The sequence below is a fragment of the Umezawaea sp. Da 62-37 genome (genome assembly GCF_032460545.1).
In the GTDB taxonomy this organism is placed as follows: Bacteria; Actinomycetota; Actinomycetes; order Mycobacteriales; family Pseudonocardiaceae; genus Umezawaea.
This window is the reverse complement of sequence record NZ_CP135965.1, coordinates 356680-377137: the sequence shown is the minus strand read 5'-3', so window position 1 is coordinate 377137 and position 20458 is coordinate 356680. Positions and strand designations below refer to the sequence as shown.

The 20458-nt window shown below is 73.1% G+C and carries 3 protein-coding genes; all 3 read left to right on the top strand.

All coding sequences use genetic code 11. The features are described 5' to 3' along the window. Positions 1-1126: 1126 nt before the first annotated feature. From RM788_RS01610 to RM788_RS01600, 3 genes are read left to right on the top strand one after another with little or no spacing between them, the layout of a single operon-like run. Entirely contained in the window at positions 1127-18814 is a 17688-nt protein-coding gene (locus RM788_RS01610; protein ID WP_315929643.1) for a non-ribosomal peptide synthetase, read from the top strand. A 47-nt stretch (positions 18815-18861) separates the two neighbouring features. Beyond that, positions 18862-19062 (top strand): MbtH family protein, encoded by a 201-nt coding sequence (locus tag RM788_RS01605; protein ID WP_315929642.1) that lies wholly within the window; start codon positions 18862-18864, stop codon positions 19060-19062. A gap of 43 nt (positions 19063-19105) precedes the next feature. Then, positions 19106-20437, top strand: a complete 1332-nt coding sequence (locus RM788_RS01600; RefSeq protein WP_315929641.1) for a serine hydrolase domain-containing protein — start codon at positions 19106-19108, stop codon at positions 20435-20437. The last annotated feature ends 21 nt before the right edge of the window (positions 20438-20458 follow it).

The following is a 20458-nucleotide window of genomic DNA, read 5'->3' as shown; positions in this document are numbered from 1 at the left end:
GATTGCCTTCCGTGGTGAGTGGGAGGGTCTCCGTGAGCGTCAATGTCATCAACGTCACGCATGATCGCCTCCACTTGTTCACCATAGAAATGTGAGGCTAAATATGAGGGTCTGTCAAGTTATTTTGATTCGACACCGATCTACTCCCGATTAATGCGGAGAGCGTTGCTGACTGGGAGTACAGGAGTAGTGGAATGCCGGTTACCGGCGTACGGCTGTTCGTGTGATCGTAGAATCTGCGGGCATCGGCATGTCGACAGGGAAGGTGCAAAGCCTTTCACCGGTCTCGGGCGTCATGCTGCCGGAACTTCGTCCATAGCTTCGCTTGGCGCTATCGCCGCAGTTCAGGGCCATGATCGCCGTCCTGCTGGTTGAGGTGGCGGGGTGCCGGAATGCCCCGTTCATCTCAGTGAGGAAAGCTCACTTCCGGGTCCTGAATGGACTGGCTCATCGGCTGACGCCTGTTGCGGTGCGTTACGACTTCACGCCGAGTTGACCTCGATCGGCGGTCCGGGAAACACCCGGCGGGCGGATACTGCGGCCTCGAATGGACTGTTAGGGCGCGATAAGTGAGTAGTCCTCGTGGAGCGACGGAGAATCGGCTGCTCAGACGCTGTCTCCAGATCTCAAACATCCCTATTGGAGTAATTTAAATAGAAAACCATAATGGCATTTTGAATATCGACGAATATTGCCCTACACCATTCGGCGGTACATGCGTTGATACCGCGGAGTACCTTCGACGAAGTCTCGGCTGTGGTGGTGATCCTGACTTCCGGACTCGTGTAGCGGTGCAGATGAATAGTTCGTGATGTGATGGGCAACGTCTGGGAAGGTTCGGATCGGTGTTTTCAGTTTCATCGGTTTCCCACTCGGAAAACCGGGGTACAACCCTTCAAGCGGGTCCGCACGAGGTGCCTTGGGTGGCTCGGCTCGCAGATCGAGTGCAGAACAGCCAGTTGGAGTAGTCCTCGCGCATTCGCCACACGCGCTTCGACGTGGTGGAAGCCCGTCGCAGCGACAGCCGCGGATGTCCCCCTCCAGGGGTACGGCGATTTCCGCACGCCCTCGTCCGGTGCGCCACCGCGTGCCGGTGGTCTACCGTGTCCGAAAGGTCCCGAATCTGATGAAGCAGGACGCACCGGCCACCTTGCCCGAGCTGTTCGAGGCACAGGTCAGGCGCACACCGCACGCCGACGCGGTGGTGGGGCAGGACGGCACGGCGACCTTCGCCGAGCTCGACACCCGTGCCAACAGGCTGGCCCACCTGCTCATCCGGCGCGGTGTGGGTCCGGACCGCCTCGTCGCGCTCGCGCTTCCCCGCTCGGCGGACCTGATCACCGCGCAGCTCGCCGTGGTCAAGGCGGGTGCGGCCTTCCTGCCGGTGGACCCCGACTACCCGGCCGACCGGGTCGCGTTCATGCTCGACGACGCCACCCCGGCGCTGGTGCTGACCAGGACCGGTGTCCTGCCCGAGCTGTCCGACGGCATCGCGGTCGCACTCGACGAACCCGGCCTGCTCGACGGACTGCCCGAGCACGACCCGACCGACGCCGACCGGACCCGCCCGCTGCTGGCCGACGACGCGGCCTACGTCATCTACACCTCGGGATCCACGGGCGTGCCCAAGGGCGTGGTGGTCACCCACGCCGGGATCGCGGGCTTCGCCGCGGCGATGCGGGAGCACTACGAGGTCGGCGCGGGGGACAGGGTGCTGGAGTTCTCCTCACCCAGCTTCGACGCCTCGATCCTGGAGCTGTGCATGTCGCTGCCCGCGGGAGCGGCGCTGGTCGTGCCGCCCGCGGGACCCCTGGTGGGCGAGCGGCTGGCCGAGGTCCTGGCCGCCAACGCGGTGACGCACGCGCTGATCCCGCCGGTCGCGCTGGCGACTGTGCCGCCCACCGCGCTGCCGGACTTCCGCACGGTGATCGTCGGCGGTGACGCCTGCCCGCCCGACCTGGTGCGGAAGTGGGCGCCCGGCCGCCGGATGATCAACTCCTACGGTCCCACCGAGGCCACGGTCGTCGCCACTTGGAGCGACCCGCTGGTGCCGGGGGGAACGCCGCCGATCGGCCACCCCCTCCCCGACGTCACGGCCTACGTGCTCGACGAGGCGCTGCGCCCGGCGGCGGAAGGGGAGCTGTACCTCGCGGGGCCGGGTCTGGCCCGCGGTTACCTGAACCAGCCCGGACTCACGGCCGACCGCTTCCCCGCCGACCCGTTCGGCGCGCCGGGATCGCGGATGTACCGCACCGGCGACCTGGTCCGCCGGACCGCCGCGGGGGAGCTGGAGTTCGCGGGTCGGGTGGACCACCAGGTCAAGATCCGGGGTTTCCGGATCGAACCGGGCGAGATCGAGGCCCAGCTGCTCGCCAGGCCCGAGGTCCGCGACGCCGTGGTGGTGGCGCAGGACACCGCGTCCGGCGGCAAGAGGCTGGTCGGCTACGTCGTGGGCGACGCCGAGCCGAGACGGCTGCGGGCCGCGCTCGCCGAGCGCCTGCCCGCGCACCTGGTTCCCGCCGCGTTCGTCCTGCTGGACCGGATTCCCCTGGGGCTCAACGGGAAACTGGACCGCGACGCTTTACCCGCGCCGGACTGGAGCAGTTCCGGCCGGGCCGAGTACACCGCCCCGAGCACCGCCGACGAGCGGGCCGTGGCCGAGATCTGGTCGGAACTCCTCGACGTCCCCGAGGTCGGCGCCGACGAGGACTTCTTCGAGCTGGGCGGCGACTCCATCCTCGGCGCGAAGGTCCTGTCCAGGCTGCGCGAGCGGTTCGGCGACGGGTTGTCGCCGCGAGCGGTCTTCGACGCCCGGACGGTCGCGGCGCTGGCGGCACTCCTGCCGCGGGACGCGACCCGGTCCGGCCTCGGGCCGATCACGCCCGCGCGGCGACCCGACCCGCTGCCGATTTCCCTTGTGCAGCAACGGCTCTGGGTCCTCGACGACCTCACCGGCGGCGGCACGGAGTACAACACCGGCGTCGGCCTGCGGTTATCGGGCCCGCTTGACCGCGCGCTGCTGACCGAGGCCCTTGACGCGCTGGTGGCCCGCCACGAGGCGCTGCGGACGACGTTCGACACCGTGGACGGCCAAGCCGTCCAGGTGGTCGCCGCGCGGGGCGCGATCCCGCTGCGAGAGGTGGACGACGCCAGCGACCTCGACGCCGTGCTGGCCGCCGAGCTGGACCGCCCGTTCGACCTCCGCCGCGGCCCGCTGACCAGGGCCACGCTGGTGCGCGTCGGGCCGGAGGAGCACGTGCTCCTGCTGTGCCAGCACCACATCGTCACCGACGGCTGGTCGGTGGGCCTGCTGGTCGACGAACTCGCCGCCCTCTATTCCGGCGGCACGCTGCCGCCTCCGCCGATCCAGTACCCGGACTTCTCGGTGTGGCACCGCGACTACGTTTCCGGCGACCTGCGCCGGGGCCAGCTCGCGTACTGGCGCGACAAGCTCGCCGGGCTGGGCGCGTTGCAGCTGCCCACCGACCGGCCGCGTCCGCCCGTGCGGACCACCGCCGGTGCGATCCGCCGCTACGACCTGCCCGCCGACGTCGTCCGGCGGCTGGCCGAGGTGGGCCGCGACCACGGCGCCACCCTGTTCACCACCCTGACCGCCGCGGTGCAGGTGCTGCTGGCCCGCCACACCGGCCAGCGCGACATCGCCGTGGGCACGGCGGTGTCCGGTCGCGACCGCGCCGAGCTGGAGAACCTGGCCGGCTTCTTCGTCAACACCCTGGTGCTGCGCGCCGACGTGGACCCCGAACTCCCCTTCACCGACTTCCTGGCCGGCGTGCGGGAGACGGTGCTGGAGGCGTTCGCCCACGCCGACGTGCCCTTCGACCAGGTCGTCGACGAGCTCGCCCCGGAGCGCGACCCGAGCCGCACACCGCTGGTGCAGGCGCTCGTGGTCCTCCAGGACGAGCTGGTGCGCCCGCGCCGGGCGGGCGGGCTGCGGATCGGCGAGCAGGAGCTGCCGCGCCCGCGCGCCCGCTTCGACCTCGTCTGCGAGTTCGCCCCCCGCGGCCGCGCCGTCGCGATCGAGTACAACACCGACCTGTTCGACGCCGAGACCGTCGACCGCTTCGCCGGTCACCTGAACGTCCTGCTCGAGGCCATCGCCACCGACCCGTCCCCGCCCGTCGCCCGGCTCCCGATCTCGGACGCCGCGGAGACGGACCTGGTGCTGGAGCGGTGGCAGGGGCCGGTCCTCGACGTGCCGGAGACCGTTCTGCCGCGGCTGTTCGAGCGGCAGGCGGCGAAGACCCCGGACGCCGTGGCGGTCGTCCACGGCGGCCGCGCCCTGACCTACCGGGAACTCGACGAGCGGTCCGACCGGCTGGCCAGGCTGCTGGTCGGGCGGGGCGCCGCCCCGGAGCGTTTCGTGGCGCTCGCGATGCCGCGCACCGAGGACCTGTTCGTCGCCCTGCTGGGCGTGCTGAAGTCCGGTGCCGCCTACCTGCCGATCGACCCCGCCTACCCGGCGGACCGGATCACCTTCATGCTCCGCGACGCCGACCCCGTCCTGCTGCTCAGGACCGCCGACGTCGCGCTGCCCGCCGGTGCCGCCGACGGCGTCCCGGAACTGGTGCTCGACGACACCACCCTCGACGGCGTGCCCGCGGGGCACCTCACCGACATCGCCCTCGACGGCTCCCACCCGGCCTACGTCATCTACACCTCCGGCTCCACCGGCAGGCCCAAGGGCGTCGTGGTCGCGCACCGCGGCGCGGTCGGCCTGGTCACCTGGGCCGCGGCCGAGTTCGGCGCCACCGGTCTGTCCACGGTGGTCGCCTCCACCTCGCTCAACTTCGACGTGTCCGTGTTCGAGATCTTCAGCCCGCTGATGGCGGGCGGCACCGTCGAGGTGGTGCGCGACGTGCTGGCGCTGGGCGAACGCCCGGACGCCGACTGGCCCGTCAGCCTCGTCAGCGGCGTGCCGTCGGCGTTCGCGCAGCTGCTGGCACAGGGCGGGCTCTCCGCCACCCCCGACGCGGTCGTGCTGGCAGGCGAGGCGCTGCCCGCCAGGACGGTGCGCGAGCTGCGCACGGCGTTCCCCGAGGCGCGGATCGCCAACATCTACGGCCCCACCGAGGCCACCGTGTACGCCACCGCGTGGTTCCACGACCACGACCGCACGCCGCCGATCGGCCGCCCCATCGCCAACACCCGCGCCTACGTGCTGGACGGGAACCTGCGCCCGGTGCCGCCCGGTGTCCCCGGCGAGCTGCACCTGGGCGGCCGCGGCGTGGCCAGGGGCTACCTGAACCGGCCCGGCCTGACCGCCGACCGGTTCGTCGCCGACCCGTTCGGCGAACCCGGCGAGCGGATGTACCGCACCGGCGACGTCGTGCGCTGGACCGCGGCCGGGGAGCTGGACTACCTGGGCCGCGCCGACCACCAGGTGAAGATCCGCGGGTTCCGCATCGAGCTGGGCGAGGTCGAGGACGCCCTGCTGCGCCACGAGGGCGTCGCCGAGGCCGTCGCGGTCGCGCTGACCGAGTCCGGCCACCAGCGGCTGGTCGCCTACCTCGTCGCGGCGCCGGGGCACCGGCCCACGCCCGCCGACCTGCGCGCGCGGCTCGGGGCCTCGCTGCCCGGCTACATGGTGCCCGCCGCGTTCGTGGTGCTCGACCGGATGCCGTTGAACCCCAACGGGAAGCTCGACCGGGCCGCGCTGCCGCGGCCGGACTGGACCGCGGGCACGACGCGCGTCGCGCCCCGCACCGACGCCGAACGCGTCCTGGCCGGGATCTGGGCCGACGTGCTGGGTCTCGACGAGCTGGGCGTGGAGGACAACTTCTTCGAGGTCGGCGGCGACTCGATCCTGAGCATCCAGCTGGTCTCCAAGGCCCGCCGGGCCGGGTTCGAGATCTCGCCCAACGACGTGTTCCTGCACCAGAACGTCGCCGCGCTGGCCGCCGCCGTGAAGCGGGTGGAGCGCCCGCGGATCGAGCAAGGACCGGTCACCGGCCCCGTCGAGCTGACGCCGATCCAGCGCTGGTTCCTCGACACCGACCCGGCGGAGCCCGACCACTTCGCGCAGACGCTCGCCCTGCGGCTGGTCGACGGCTTCGACGAGACCGCCCTGCGCCGCGCGCTGGCCGTCCTCGTCGCGCACCACGACGCCCTGCGGATGCGGTTCGAGCGCACCGGCGACGGTTGGCGGCAGCACCACGCGCCGATCGGGGACACCGACGTGCTCGGCGCGCGGATCGACCTGGCCGAGGGCCCGCTGTTCACCGCCGAGCTGGACGGCTCCGTCCTGCGGCTGTCCGCCCACCACCTCGTCATCGACGGCGTGTCCTGGCGCGTCCTGCTGGAGGACCTCCAGGCCGCCTACGAGGGCCGGGAACCCGGCACGAAGACGACCTCCTTCCAGGAGTGGGCCGCCAAGCTGTCGGCGCACACCTTCGACGACGCCGACTACTGGCGCGCGGTCGACGGGGCGCAGGTCCCGGTCGACGGCGACGGCCCCGACACCGCGGACTCGACGCGCTCGGTCACCGTCCGGCTGGACGCCGAGCGCACCCGCGCGCTGCTGCACGAGGTCCCCGGCGTGTACCGCACGCAGGTCAACGACGTGCTGCTCACCGCGCTGGGCCGGGCCCTGCGCGAGTGGACCGGACACGACCGGGTGCTGGTCGACCTGGAGGGCCACGGCCGCGAGGACCTGTTCGACGGGGTCGACCTGTCCCGCACGGTCGGCTGGTTCACCTCGATGTTCCCGATCGCGCTCGGCGTGGACGGGGACTGGGGCACGGCTCTCAAGTCGGTCAAGGAGCAGTTGCGCGCGGTACCCACCCGCGGCGTGTCCTACGGGGCGCTGCACTACCTGACCGGCACCGTCCCCGCGGTCAAGCCGATGATCAGCTTCAACTACCTCGGCCAGTTCGAGCCGCCCACCGGCCTGTTCACCGGCCTGGCGGGGGAGCTGGAGCTGGTGCAGAGCCCGGACGCGCCGCGGGCGCACGCACTCGACGTCGTGGGCCGGATCGTGGACGGCTGCCTGGAGTTCGACTGGTTCTACTCCCACCGGGTGCACCACGAGGCCACGATCGCGGCCGTCGCGGGCAAGCTCGCCGAGGCGCTGGGCGAGATCGTGGACCACTGCCGTCGGCCCGGCGCGGGCGGCCGCACCCCGTCGGACTTCCCGCTGGCCCGCCTGGACCAGGAGACCGTGGACCGGCTGGTCGGCGACGGCCGGGACGTGGAGGACGTCTACCCCCTCACGCCCACCCAGGCCGGGATGATGTTCCACCGCCTCTCCGAAGGCGGCCAGGGCGCCTACTTCCAGCAGTTGACGTTCGTCGCGGACGGCGTGGACGACCCGGCTGCGCTGGCCCGTGCGTGGCAGCACGTCGTCGACCGCACCCCCGTGCTGCGGACCGAGATCGTCTGGGACGGCGTGGACGAGCCCGTGCAGGTGGTCCGGCGCGATGTCGTGCTGCCGGTCGAGCACCGCGACTGGACCGGAGGCGGCGAGGACCTCGACGCGCTGCTGGCCCGCGACCGCGTGGCCGGACTGGACGTCACGGCGGCCCCGCTCATGCGGGTGCTGCTCGCCCGGATCTCCGCGACCCAGGTCCGGGTCGTGTGGACCTTCCACCACCTGCTGCTCGACGGCTGGAGCCTGTTCCAGGTGCTCGCCGACGTCGCCGCCGCCCACGCCGGACGGGAACTGCCCGCGCGCAGGCCGTTCCGCGACTACGTGCGGTGGCTGTCCACCCAGGACCGCCCCGCGGCCGAGCGCTTCTGGCGGCAGGCGCTGTCCGGGAAGCCGGAGACCGCCAGGCTGCCCTACGACCGCCCCGCGGGCACCGGGCCCGTCGAGTCCACGGCCTCCCTGCGCACCGGCCTGCCCGGCGCCGAGCTGCGGGAGTTCGCGCAGCGCAACGGGTTGACGGTCAACACCCTGGTGCAGGGCGCGTGGGCGCTGCTGCTCTCGCGCTACAGCGGCCAGCGCGACGTGTGCTTCGGCACCACCGTGTCCGGCCGTCCGGCCGACCTGCCGGGCTCCGACGACATCGCGGGCATCTTCATCACCACGCTGCCGGTGCGCGTGGACGTCGACGACAGCGCCACCGCCCTGGACTGGCTGCGGGAGTTGCAGGCGGCGCAGGCCGAAGCCCGCCGCTTCGACCACCTCCCGTTGTCCCAGTTGCAGAACTACGGCGGCGGGTCGCTGTTCGACAGCATCGTGGTGTTCGAGAACTACCCGGTGACCGACGGGCTCGGGCTCAGCGGGCTGCGCGGCGTCGAGACCACGAACTACCCGCTCACCCTCGTCGCCTACCCCGGCGACCGGCTCGAACTCGCCTTCGGCTACGACCCGAACCTGTTCGACGCCACCACCGTGGAACACCTCGCCGCCCACTTCGCCACGGTGCTCACCGGTCTCGTCGCCGACTCCGCCGCGCCGCTGGGCCGCTTGGAGATGCTCACCGCGGCCGAGCGCGGAACCCTGCCGGGGCAGGGCGTCCGCACCGAACTGCCGGACGCCGACGTGACGCGGCTGTTCGCGGAGCAGGTGCGCCGCACCCCCGACGCCGTCGCGCTCGTGGCCGACGGGGTCGAACTGACCTACGCCGGGCTCGACGAGCGGGCGAACCGCCTCGCGCACCGGCTGATCGGCCTGGGGGTGGGCCCGGAGCAGCGCGTCGGCCTGCTCGCCGACCGCTCCGCCGACGTGGTCGTGGCCGAGCTGGCGGTGCTCAAGGCCGGTGGCGCGTACGTGCCGCTGGACACCCGAGCGCCCGCGGACCGGTTGCGGACGATGCTCGACGGCGTCCCCGTGGTGCTGACCGACGACCGGTGGCGCGCGACCGCCTCCACCATCCACAACGGACACATCGTGGACCTCGGTGACCGGTCGGACGGTCCGGCCACGGCACCGGACGTCGTCGTGCACCCGGACAACCTGGCCTACGTCATGTACACCTCGGGCTCCACCGGCAAGCCCAAGGGCGTCGCCGTGCGGCACCGCGACATCGTCGGACTGGCCCACGAGGGCGGCTTCCGGGGCGGTGCGCACGACACTGTCGCACTGCACTCGCCGCTGGCGTTCGACGCCTCCACCTACGAGGTGTGGGTGCCGCTGCTCAACGGCGGCACGGTCGCCGTGGCACCCGCGGGCGACGTCGACGCCGACGTGCTGCGCGCCCTGATCGCCGCGCACGGGGTGACCGGCCTGTTCCTCACCGTCGGGCTGTTCCGGCTGCTGGCCGACGAGTCGCCCGACTGCTTCGCCGGGCTGCGCGAGGTGTGGACCGGCGGTGACGTGGTCCCGGCCGCGGCGCTGCGGAAGGCCCAGGCGGCGTGCCCCGGCCTGACCGTGGTCGACGTCTACGGCCCCACGGAGACCACGACGTTCGCGACCCGCTTCGCCGTGCCCGCGGGCGACCCGGTGCCGGAGGTCGTGCCGATCGGCCGCCCGCTGGACAACATGGGCGCCCACGTCCTCGACCACGGGCTGCGCGCGGTGCCGCCGGGGGTGACCGGCGAGCTGTACCTGTCCGGAGCCGGACTGGCCCGCGGCTACCTGGGGCGCCCCGGACTCACCGCGGAGCGGTTCGTCGCCGACCCGTTCGGCGAGCCCGGCACCCGCATGTACCGCACCGGCGACGTGGTGCGCTGGACCCGCGACGGCGTGCTGGAGTTCGTCGGCCGCGCCGACGACCAGGTCAAGATCCGCGGCTTCCGCATCGAGCTGCCGGAGATCGAGGCCGCGCTGGCCGCGCACCCCGCCGTCAGCGAGGCCGTCGTGGTCGCGCACTCCTCCAACGGGCGCAAGCGGCTCGTCGGGTACGTGGTCGCGGCGGGATCGCCGGACCTCAAGGAGTTCCTGGGCCGCACGCTGCCCGACTACATGGTCCCGTCGGTGTTCGTCGCGCTGGACTCGTTGCCCCTCAACGACAACGGCAAGGTCGACCGCCGCGCCCTGCCCGTGCCGGAACTCGAACCCGCGACCGGCTACCGGGAGCCGCGCACCGACAACGAGCGCACGCTGACCGGCATCTGGACCGAGGTGCTCGACACGGGCCGGGTCGGTGTCGACGACGACTTCTTCGAGCTGGGCGGGGACTCGATCCTCAGCATCCAGGTCGTGTCCCGCGCCCGCCGGGCCGGGCTCGGGCTGCTGCCCGGCGACCTGTTCACCCACCCCACCGTCGCCGCGCTCGCCGCCCACGCGAGCACCGCCGCCGTGGCGGTGGCCGAGCAGCGACCGGTCACCGGCGACGTGCCGCCGACCCCGATCCAGCGCTGGTTCCTCGACCCGGCCCCGGTCCACCCCGAGCACTTCCACCAGACGGTGACCGTCGAGTTCCCCGAGGCTCCGGACGCCGACGCGCTGCGCCGCGCGTTCACGACCCTGCTGAACCACCACGACGCGCTCCGACTGCGGTTCGCCGACGGCCGCCAGACCCACGCCCCCGTGGACGAGGCCGACGTGTTCACCTCCGACATCGACCTCGTCGACGGGCCGCTGGTTCGGGCGCGGCTGACCGGGTCGACGCTGACGATCGACATCCACCACCTCGTCGTCGACGGCGTGTCGTGGCGGATCCTGCTGGAGGACCTGGAGACCGCCTACCGCGGCGAACCGCTGCCCGCGAAGACCACGTCGTTCCAGGAGTGGGCGAACCGGCTCACCGACCACGCCACCTCGGGCGGGTTCGACGACGAGCTGCCGCACTGGGCGGCCGTGACCGGCGACCCCGGCCTGCCGGTGGACGCCGAGGGCGACAACACCCACGGCTCGACGCGGTCGGTGACCGTGCGGTGGGACGCCGAGCGCACCGCCGCGCTGCTGCGCGACGTCCCGCAGGTCTACGGCACGCAGGTCAACGACGTCCTGCTCACGGCGTTGAGCCGGGTGCTGCGGGACTGGACCGGCCGCGACCGGGTGCTGCTGGACCTGGAGGGCCACGGCCGCGAGGAGCTGTTCGACGGGGTCGACCTGTCCCGCACGGTCGGCTGGTTCACCTCCATGTTCCCGGTGGCACTCGACCTGCCCGACGGCGACTGGGGCGGCGCGCTCAAGTCCGTCAAGGAGCAGTTGCGCGCGGTGCCCCGTCGCGGTGTCGGCTACGGCGCCCTGCGCCACCTGACCGGCACCGCGCCGGTCGTCGAGCCGGGCATCAGCTTCAACCACCTCGGCCGGTTCGGCGACGGCGAGGGGGAGGGGCTGGGCGGCTCCGCCCACCCGGACCAGCGGCGGGCCCACCTGGTCGACGTGGTCAGCCGGATCGACGGCGACCGGCTCGAAGTCACCTGGTACTACTCCGCCGCCGTGCACACCGAGGCGACCGTGCGCCGCCGTGCCGACGACCTGTTCGACGCGCTCGCCGGGATCGTCGAGCACTGCGCCCGCCCCGACGCGGGCGGCCGCACCCCGTCGGACTTCCCGCTCGCCCGGCTCGACCAGGCCGCGGTCGACCGGCTCGCGGGCGACGGCAGGGGCGTGGAGGACGTCTACCCGCTGACGCCGATGCAGGCCGGGATGGTCTTCCACAGCCTGGTCGACACCACCGCCGACGACGTGTCCGGCGCCTACTTCAACCAGGTCCGGCTGCGGCTGTCCGGGGTGTCCGACCCGGTGCGGTTCGGCCGGTCGTGGCAGCGCGTCGTGGCCGCGGACCCGGTGCTGCGCAGCCGGATCGTCTGGGACGGCCTGGACGAGCCGGTGCAGGTCGTGGAGCGCGACGCCACCGTGCCGGTCGTCCACCACGACTGGACCGCGCTGACCGAGCCGGAGCGCGAGCACGAGCTGGACCGGCTGCTGGCCGAGGACCGGCAGGCCGGGTTCGACCTCGCCGCGGCACCGCTGCTGCGCCTGGCGTTCGCCCGGCTGCCCGGCGACGAGGTCCTGATGATCTGGACCTTCCACCACGTCGTGCTCGACGGGTGGAGCGCGGCACGGGTGTTCGGCGACGTGTGCGAGCACTACGCGAACGGCACCGACCCCGCCTACCGGCCGCCGTTCCGCGAGTACCTGCGGTGGCTGTCCCGGCAGGACCTCGGGGCGGCGGAGGGGTTCTGGCGCGAGGCGCTGGACGGGATCGACGCGCCGACGCCGCTGCCGTTCGACCGGCAGCCCATCGACGCCCACCAGGCCCGCTCCGGCGCGGCCGTGCACGTGGACCTGCCCGTCGAAGCGCTGCGGAAGACCGCGCAGCGCAACGGCCTCACGGTGAACACCATCGTGCAGGGAGCGTGGGCACTGCTGCTGTCACGCCACAGCGGCGAGCGCGACGTCGTGTTCGGCACCACCGTGTCGGGCAGGCCCAGCGACCTGCCGGGCGTGGAGTCGATGGTCGGCCTGTTCATCAACACCGTGCCCAGCCGGGTGCGCATCGACGGCGGGCAGACCGCGGCCGCGTGGCTGCGCGAACTCCAGCTCGCGCAGGCCCGGTCGCGGCGGTTCGACTTCGTCTCACTGGCCCAGGTGCAGAACTGGACCGGCACCAGCCTGTTCGACAGCATCCTGGTGTTCGAGAACTACCCGTTCGACAGCGACGCCATCGCGGGCCACGGGATCGGCATGCACGAGTCCGCCGACGTGCAGCCCACCAACTACCCGCTCAGCGTCGTGGTCACCCCCGGCGAACGGCTGGGCGTGTCCTTCGACTACGACCCGGCGCTCTTCGACGAGCGCACGATCCGCGCGCTCGCCGCCGACCTGGAACTGCTGCTGGACCGGGTCTCCGCCGACGCGGACCAGCCGGTGGCCGACCTGGGCAGGCTGACCCACGTCCAGCGGCGGCTCGTGGTCGAGGACTGGAACGACACCGACCACGTCATCCCGGAAGGGTCGCTGGGGGAGCTGTTCACCGCCCAGGTGCGCCGCACTCCGGACGCCCTGGCGGTCGACTCGCTGACCTACGCCGAACTCGACGCGCGGGCCAACCGCCTGGCGCACCGGCTGATCGCGCTCGGCGTGCGGCCCGAGGACCGGGTCGGCGTGCTCGTGGAGAGGTCCGTCGAACTGGTCGTGGCGGAACTCGCGGTGGTCAAGGCGGGCGGCGCCTACGTGCCGGTCGACCTGCGCGCCCCCGCCGACCGGATGCGCGTGGTGCTGGCGGAGGCGGACGCCGTCGTGGTCATCGCCGACGACCGCTGGCGGGACGTCCACCCGCGGACCGTTCCGGTGGCCGCGGAGGGCCCGGACACGACGCCGGAAGTCGTGGTGTCGCCGGACAACCTGGCCTACGTCATGTTCACCTCCGGCTCGACCGGGACGCCCAAGGGCGTGGCGGTGCGGCACCGCGACGTGGCCGGACTCGCGTTCGACCGCTGCTTCCGCGGCGGCGCGCACGACACCGTGCTGCTGCACTCCCCGCAGGCGTTCGACGCCTCCACCTACGAGCTGTGGGTGCCGCTGCTCAACGGCGGCCGGATCGTCGTCGCCCCGCCGCGCGACGTCGACGCCGAGGTGCTGGCCGAGATGATCTCCGAGTACGGCGTGACCGGCCTGTGGCTGACCGCAGGCCTGTTCCGCCTGCTCGCGCAGGAGTCGCCGCACTGCTTCGCCGGAGCGCGCGAGGTGTGGACCGGCGGTGATGTGGTGCCCGCCGCCGCGGTCCGCCGGGCGCAGGAGGCGTGCCCCGGCCTGACCGTCGTGGACGGCTACGGCCCCACCGAGACCACCACGTTCGCCAGCCACTTCACCATGCCCGCCGGGCGGCCCGTGCCCGACGTGGTGCCGATCGGCCGCCCGCAGGACAACATGCGGGCGTACGTCCTGGACGCCGACCTGCGCCCGGTCGGCCCCGGCGTCGCCGGTGAGCTGTTCATCGCCGGCACCGGACTGGCCAGGGGATACCTGGGCCGCCCCGCGCTGACGGCCGAGCGGTTCCTCGCGAACCCCTTCGGCGAGGCCGGATCCCGGATGTACCGCACGGGCGACGTGGTCCGCTGGACCCGCGACGGCGTGCTCGACTTCGTCGGCCGGGCCGACGACCAGGTCAAGATCCGCGGGTTCCGCATCGAACTGGGCGAGATCGAGGCCGCCGTGGCCGCCCACCCCGACGTCACCGAGGCGGTCGTGGTGGCCCGCGACAAGCGGCTGGTCGGCTACGTGGTCACCGCGGGCGCGCCGGACCTGAAGGGCTGGCTCGGCGAGCGGCTGCCCGACTACATGGTGCCGTTCGCGATCGTGGAACTGGACGCGCTCCCGTTGAGCGCCAACGGGAAGGTCGACCGCGCCGCGCTGCCGGAGCCCGTGCTGGAGCCCGCGGCCGGTCACGTCGCACCGCGCACCGAGGGCGAACGCGTGCTCGCCGGCATCTGGGCGGACGTGCTGCGGCTGGACCGGGTCGGCGCCGAGGACAACTTCTTCGAGCTGGGCGGCGACTCGATCCTGAGCATCCAGGTCGTCTCCCGCGCCCGGCAGGCCGGACTCGTGCTCACCCCGCGCGACCTGTTCGCCCACCAGACCGTGGCGGCCCTCGCCGTCCACGCGGGCGCCGAGGCCGCGGCCACCGCCGTGGACCAGGGACCGGTCAGCGGCGACGTGCCGCTGACCCCGATCCAGCACTGGTTCTTCGCCGGTGACCACGGGCGCGCCGAGGACTTCACCCAGTCGGTGCGCGTCGAGTGGCCGGAGGACTTCGACACCACGACGCTGCGGACGGCGTTGACCGCGCTGGTGACCCACCACGACGCCCTGCGGATGCGGTTCGACGGCCTGCGCCAGCACAACGCGGCCGACGAGGTCGCCGAACTGCTCGGTGCGACCGTCGACCTGGCCCGCGGCCCGCTGCTGACCGCCGAACTCCTCTCGCCGCGCGAGCTGCTGCTGACCGTGAACCACCTCGTGGTCGACGGGGTGTCGTGGCGGATCCTGGTGGAGGACTTCGAAACCGCCTACCGGGGCCGTGCGCTGCCGTCGAAGACGACCTCCTTCCGGGACTGGGCGACCAGGCTGGCCGACCACGCCGCGGCGGGCGGTTTCGACGACGAGCTGCCGCACTGGCGGGCGACCGCCACGGCCGGGAGCGACATCCCGGTCGACGGCGACGGCGCCAACACCGCCACGACCGCCAACGCCGTGACCGTGCGGCTGAGCGCGGCCGAGACCAGGGCGCTGCTCCAGGACGTGCCCGCCGCCTACCGGACCCAGGTCAACGACGTGCTGCTCAGCGCGCTGGGCAGGGTGCTCGCCGACTGGACCGGCCGCGACCGCGTCCTGGTCGACCTGGAGGGCCACGGCCGCGAGGAGCTGTTCGACGGGGTCGACCTGTCCCGCACGGTCGGCTGGTTCACCTCCATGTTCCCGATCGCGTTGGAGGCCAAGGGCGACTGGGCCGACGTGCTCAAGTCCGTCAAGGAGCAGCTGCGCGCGGTGCCCCGCCGCGGTGTCGGCTACGGCGCCCTGCGCTACCTGACCGGCACCGCGCCGGTCGTCGAGCCGCGGGTCAGCTTCAACTACCTGGGCCGGTTCGACGGCGGCGGAGGCGGCCTGGAGTCGTCGGTCGGCGCGGACGCCGGGCGCGCGCACCTGCTCGACGTCGTCGGGCGGGTCGAGCACGACCGCCTGGAACTCACCCTGTTCCACTCCACCGAGGTCCACCGCGCCGAGACCGTCGAGATGCTGGCGAACCGGCTGCTGGTGGCGCTGCGCGAGATCGTCGAGCACTGCGCCGGCCCCGACGCGGGCGGCCGCACCCCGTCGGACTTCCCGCTGGCGCGCCTGACCCAGCGGCAGGTCGACCGCATCGCCGGGAACGGCCGGTCGGTCGAGGACGTCCACCCGCTCACCCCGATGCAGTCCGGCATGGTCTTCCACGGCCTTTCCCAGCAGTCCCAGGGGGTCTACTTCGAACAGGTCACCTTCGTGCTCGACGGCGTGGCCGATCGGGAACGCCTCGCGGACGCGTGGCGCCACGTCGTCGCCCGCACCCCCGTGCTGCGCGGCGGCGTCGTGTGGGAGGGCGTGGAGGAGCCGCTGCTGGTGGTGCGCCGCGAGGTGGACCTGCCGGTGGCCCACCACGACTGGCGCGACCGCGACCGCGCCGAGGCGCTGGCCGAACTGCTCGCCGCCGACCGGGAGCAGCGGCTCGACCTGACCGCCGCCCCGCTGCTGCGGGTCGCGCTCGCCCGGCTGCCGGGCGGCGCCACCCAGGTCGTCTGGACGTTCCACCACGTGCTGCTGGACGGCTGGAGCGTGTTCCAGGTCCTGTCGGACGTCTTCACCGCCTACGCGGCGCTGCGGGACGGCGTCGCGCCGGTCCTGCCGACCCGGCGGCCGTTCGGCGACTACGTCGCGTGGCTGCTGGAGCAGGACCAGGAGCAGGCCGAGCGGCACTGGCGGCGGGTGCTGGGCCCGGTGACCGAGCCGACCCCGCTGCCCTACGACCGGGTTCCGGCGGGCGCGCACTCGGCCGTGTCCTCGCACTGGGTGTCCGGCGAGCTGGACGAGGCCGCCACCGGCAGGCTCCAGGAGTTCGCCAGGCGGCACCGGCTGACGGTCAACACCGTGGTGCAGGGCGCCTGGGCGCTGCTGCTGTCGCGGCACAGCGGACAGGACGAGGTGTGCTTCGGCGCCACCGTCTCCGGCCGCCCGGCCGAGCTGGCGGGAGTCGACGACATCACCGGCATCTTCATCAACACCCTGCCCGTCGCGGTCCGCGCCGACCGCGGGGCGACCGCGGGCGACTGGCTGCGCGAACTCCAGGACGTCCAGGCGGAATCCCGCCGGTTCGAGCACGTCCCGCTGGCCACCGTGAGCTCCTGGAGCGGCGTCGGGGGCGGGGTGGGCCTGTTCGACAGCATCGTGGTGTTCGAGAACTACCCGATCGACGCCGACGACGTGGCCGCGCACGGCCTCGGCCTGCGCGACCTCGACGCCATGGAGGCGACGAACTACCCGCTGACCGTCGTCGCCACGCCGGGCAAGCGGCTCTCGCTCGGCGTCGGCTACGACCCGGCGCTGTTCGACACCACCACCGCCGAACGGCTGACCGCCCAGCTCGCGCAGGTGCTCGACGTGCTCGGCGCCCAACCGGAGATCCGGCTCGGCGACGTCGACGTGCTGCCCAAGGCCGAACGCGACCGGGTGCTGGTGGAGTTCACCGACACCGACCACGAGGTGGCGCCCGGCCTGTTCCCGGACCTCGTCGAGGCGCAGGTGTCCCGCACGCCGCACGCGGTCGCGGTCGTCGCCGACGGCGTCGAGCTGACGTACACGGAGCTGGACGCGCGTGCCAACCGGTTGGCACGCCTGCTGGCCGACCGCGGCGCCGTGCCGGAAAGCGTTGTCGCGCTGGCGATGCCGCGGTCGGTCGGGATCATCGTCGCGCAGCTCGCCGTGCTCAAGACCGGCGCGGCCTACCTCCCGGTGGACCCGGACTACCCGGCCGAGCGCATCGCCTTCATGCTCGCCGACGCCCGCCCGGTCCTGGTGCTCACCCTGCCCGGCACCGGCGTCACCGCCGGGAACCTGCTGGTGCTCGACGGATCCGAGGACGGCCTGTCCGCCGCCCCGGTGCCCCGCGACGTCCACCCGGAGAACCCGGCGTACGTCATCTACACCTCGGGATCCACCGGCACGCCCAAGGGCGTCGTCGTCACGCACGCCGGTCTGGCGAGCTTCTCCGGCGCCGAGATCGACCACTTCGACGTCCGCGAGGGCGACCGGGTGCTCCAGTTCGCCTCGCCGAGCTTCGACGCCTCGGTGCTGGAGCTGTGCATGGCGCTCCCGGCGGGCGCGGCCTTGGTCGTGCCCCCGCCGGGCCCGCTGCTCGGCGACCACCTCGCCGCCGTGCTCGCCGAGCGGGGCGTGACCCACGCGCTCATCCCGCCGGTCGCGATGGCCACCGTCCCGGACGTGCCGCTGCCCGCGTTCCGCACGCTCGTCGTCGGCGGCGAGGCCTGCACGGCCGAACTGGTGGAGCGCTTCGCCCCCGGCCGCAGGATGATCAACGCCTACGGCCCCACCGAGGCCACCGTCGTGACGAGCTGGAGCGACCCGCTCGAACCCGGTGGCACGCCGCCGATCGGACGGCCGATCCGAAACACCCGCGTCCACGTGCTCGGCCCGGACCTGCGTCCGGTGCCCATCGGCGCGGCGGGGGAGCTGTTCGTCACCGGCGTCGGGCTCGCCCGCGGCTACCTCGGCCGCCCCGGCCTGACCGCGGACCGTTTCGTCGCCGACCCCTTCGGGAAGCCCGGTTCACGGCTCTACCGCACCGGCGACCTGGTGCGGTGGAACGCCGAAGGGCAGTTGGAGTTCCTGGGCCGCGCCGACGACCAGGTGAAGATCCGCGGCTTCCGGGTCGAGCCGGGGGAGATCGAGGCCGTGCTGCGCAGGCACCCGGACGTGACGGCGGCCGCGGTGGTCGTGCGCGACCGGAGGCTCGTGGCCTACGTCGTGGCGACCGGCTCGCCCGACCTGCGCGCCCACCTGGCCGCGACGCTGCCGGACTACCTCGTGCCCTCCGCGTTCGTGGAGCTGGACGAACTCCCGTTGACCCCCAACGGGAAGCTCGACCGCCGGGCGCTGCCCGAGCCGACCGCGGCAGGCGCCGAACAGGACTACGTCGCACCGGAGACCGAGACCGAGGAGGTGCTCGCCGGCATCTGGGCGGAAGTCCTCGGCGTGGACCGCGTCGGCGTCCGCGACGGCTTCTTCGACCTGGGCGGCGACTCGGTGCGCAGCCTGCGGATCACCTCGATGGTCAAGTCGGCGTTCGACGTCGACCTGACCCCCAGGGAGGTGCTCACCAGCGTCACGGTCGCGGTGCTCGCCGAGCTGATCGAGGACAAGATCATCGCCGAACTCGAGGCGCTCGCCGTCGGCGGCCCCGAGAACTGACCCTTTCCCACCACCGCACGACACACCCCCGAAGGAAGGCCGAAGACATGCAGGACGACATCCGGTTCCAGGTCCTCGTCAACGACGAGGAGCAGTACTCCCTGTGGCCGCTGGCCAACGACGTTCCCGCCGGGTGGCGGCCCACCGGCACCACGGGCGGCAAGCAGGAGTGCATGGACCACGTCGACCAGGTGTGGACGGACATGCGTCCGCGGAGCCTGCGCGAGCGCATGTCCTCCGACAGCTGACCCACCCCGACGCGTTCGCGTCCCACTGCGAAAGGACTGGCTGATGTCCACACCCACGGTATTCCCGTCGACCACCGCGGTCCGCTCCGACGCTCCCCTCACCGCGGAGCAGTTGAAGCCCCTGCTGGACCGGCTCGCCCGGCGCCACCACGTCCCGGCCGCGCAGCTCGCCGTGCGCTCCGGCGACCGCACCGTGGCCGTCGACGTCGGCGGTGTCGGTCCGGAGGCGAAGTTCCCGGTGGGGTCGATCACCAAGGTGGGCACGGCGACGCTGGCCATGCTGCTGGCCGACGACGACGACCTCGACCTCGACGACCCGCTGGGCGAGCACCTCGGCGACCTGGGACCGAGACTCGGCGCGCTGACCGCGCGCCAAGTGCTCAGCCACACCAGTGGACTGCCCGCAGGTTCCGACCCGTCCGGCTCGGTCCGCAAGTACGTCACCGCGTGCCGCGACAGCGAGTTCGTCACCGCGCCCGGCCGCGGGTTCTCCTACTCCAACGCCGGGTACGTGCTGATCGGGCAGCTGGTCGAGGAGATCACCGGGATGCACTGGTGGGAGGCCGTGGCCGTGCTCGTGCTGCAACCGCTGGGCATCGACCCCGCGTTCGTCGTCGAACCGCCGGGATCCCCGGCGGGCAGCACGTTCGTGCCGGGGCACGCGGTGCACGCCGCGACCGGGCGCGCCAGGCCCGTCGAGCAGACGCTGCGCCCGGCCGAGGCCGCCGCGGGCGCGCTCGCGCTGAGCGCGCTGGACCTCGTCGCGCTCGGCAGCACGCACGTGGCCAGGACCCCGCTGCTGGACGCCGCCCTGCTGCGGGAGATGCGGCGCCCGGTGGACGGGGCGGAGCCCTTCGGCCTCGCCGACGGCTGGGGGCTGGGCCTCGCCCGCTTCCACGGGCCCGACGCCGACTGGGTCGGCCACGACGGCACCGCCGACGGCACGTCCTGCCACCTGCGCATCGACCCCGCGCACGGCGTCGTCATCGCCCTCACCACCAACGCGGCCACCGGGTCGGCGCTGTGGGTGGACCTGGTCGGCGAGCTGCGCTCACTGGGTCTGCCGGTGGGCGACTACGAGCTGCCCGTCCTCCCGCGGCAGCCGAGGCCGGTGCCCGTCGGGCTGTCCGGGCACTACGCCAACGGCGACATGGAGTACGTCGTCGAGGTGGGCCCCGACGGCAGGGCGGAGCTGTCCGTCGGCGGCGAACCCCACCCGGAACTGGCGATCCACCGCGGCGGCGCGTTCTCCGTGCTCGAACCGTCCACCGGCGACCGGATCATCGCCGGCCGGTTCCTGACCGACCCGGCCGCCGACGGGGTGACCGGCATCCAGGCGGGCGGCCGGGTCGCCCGGCGCAGACCCGAAGCCTGAGCCCACCGCGGCCGCGCCGAC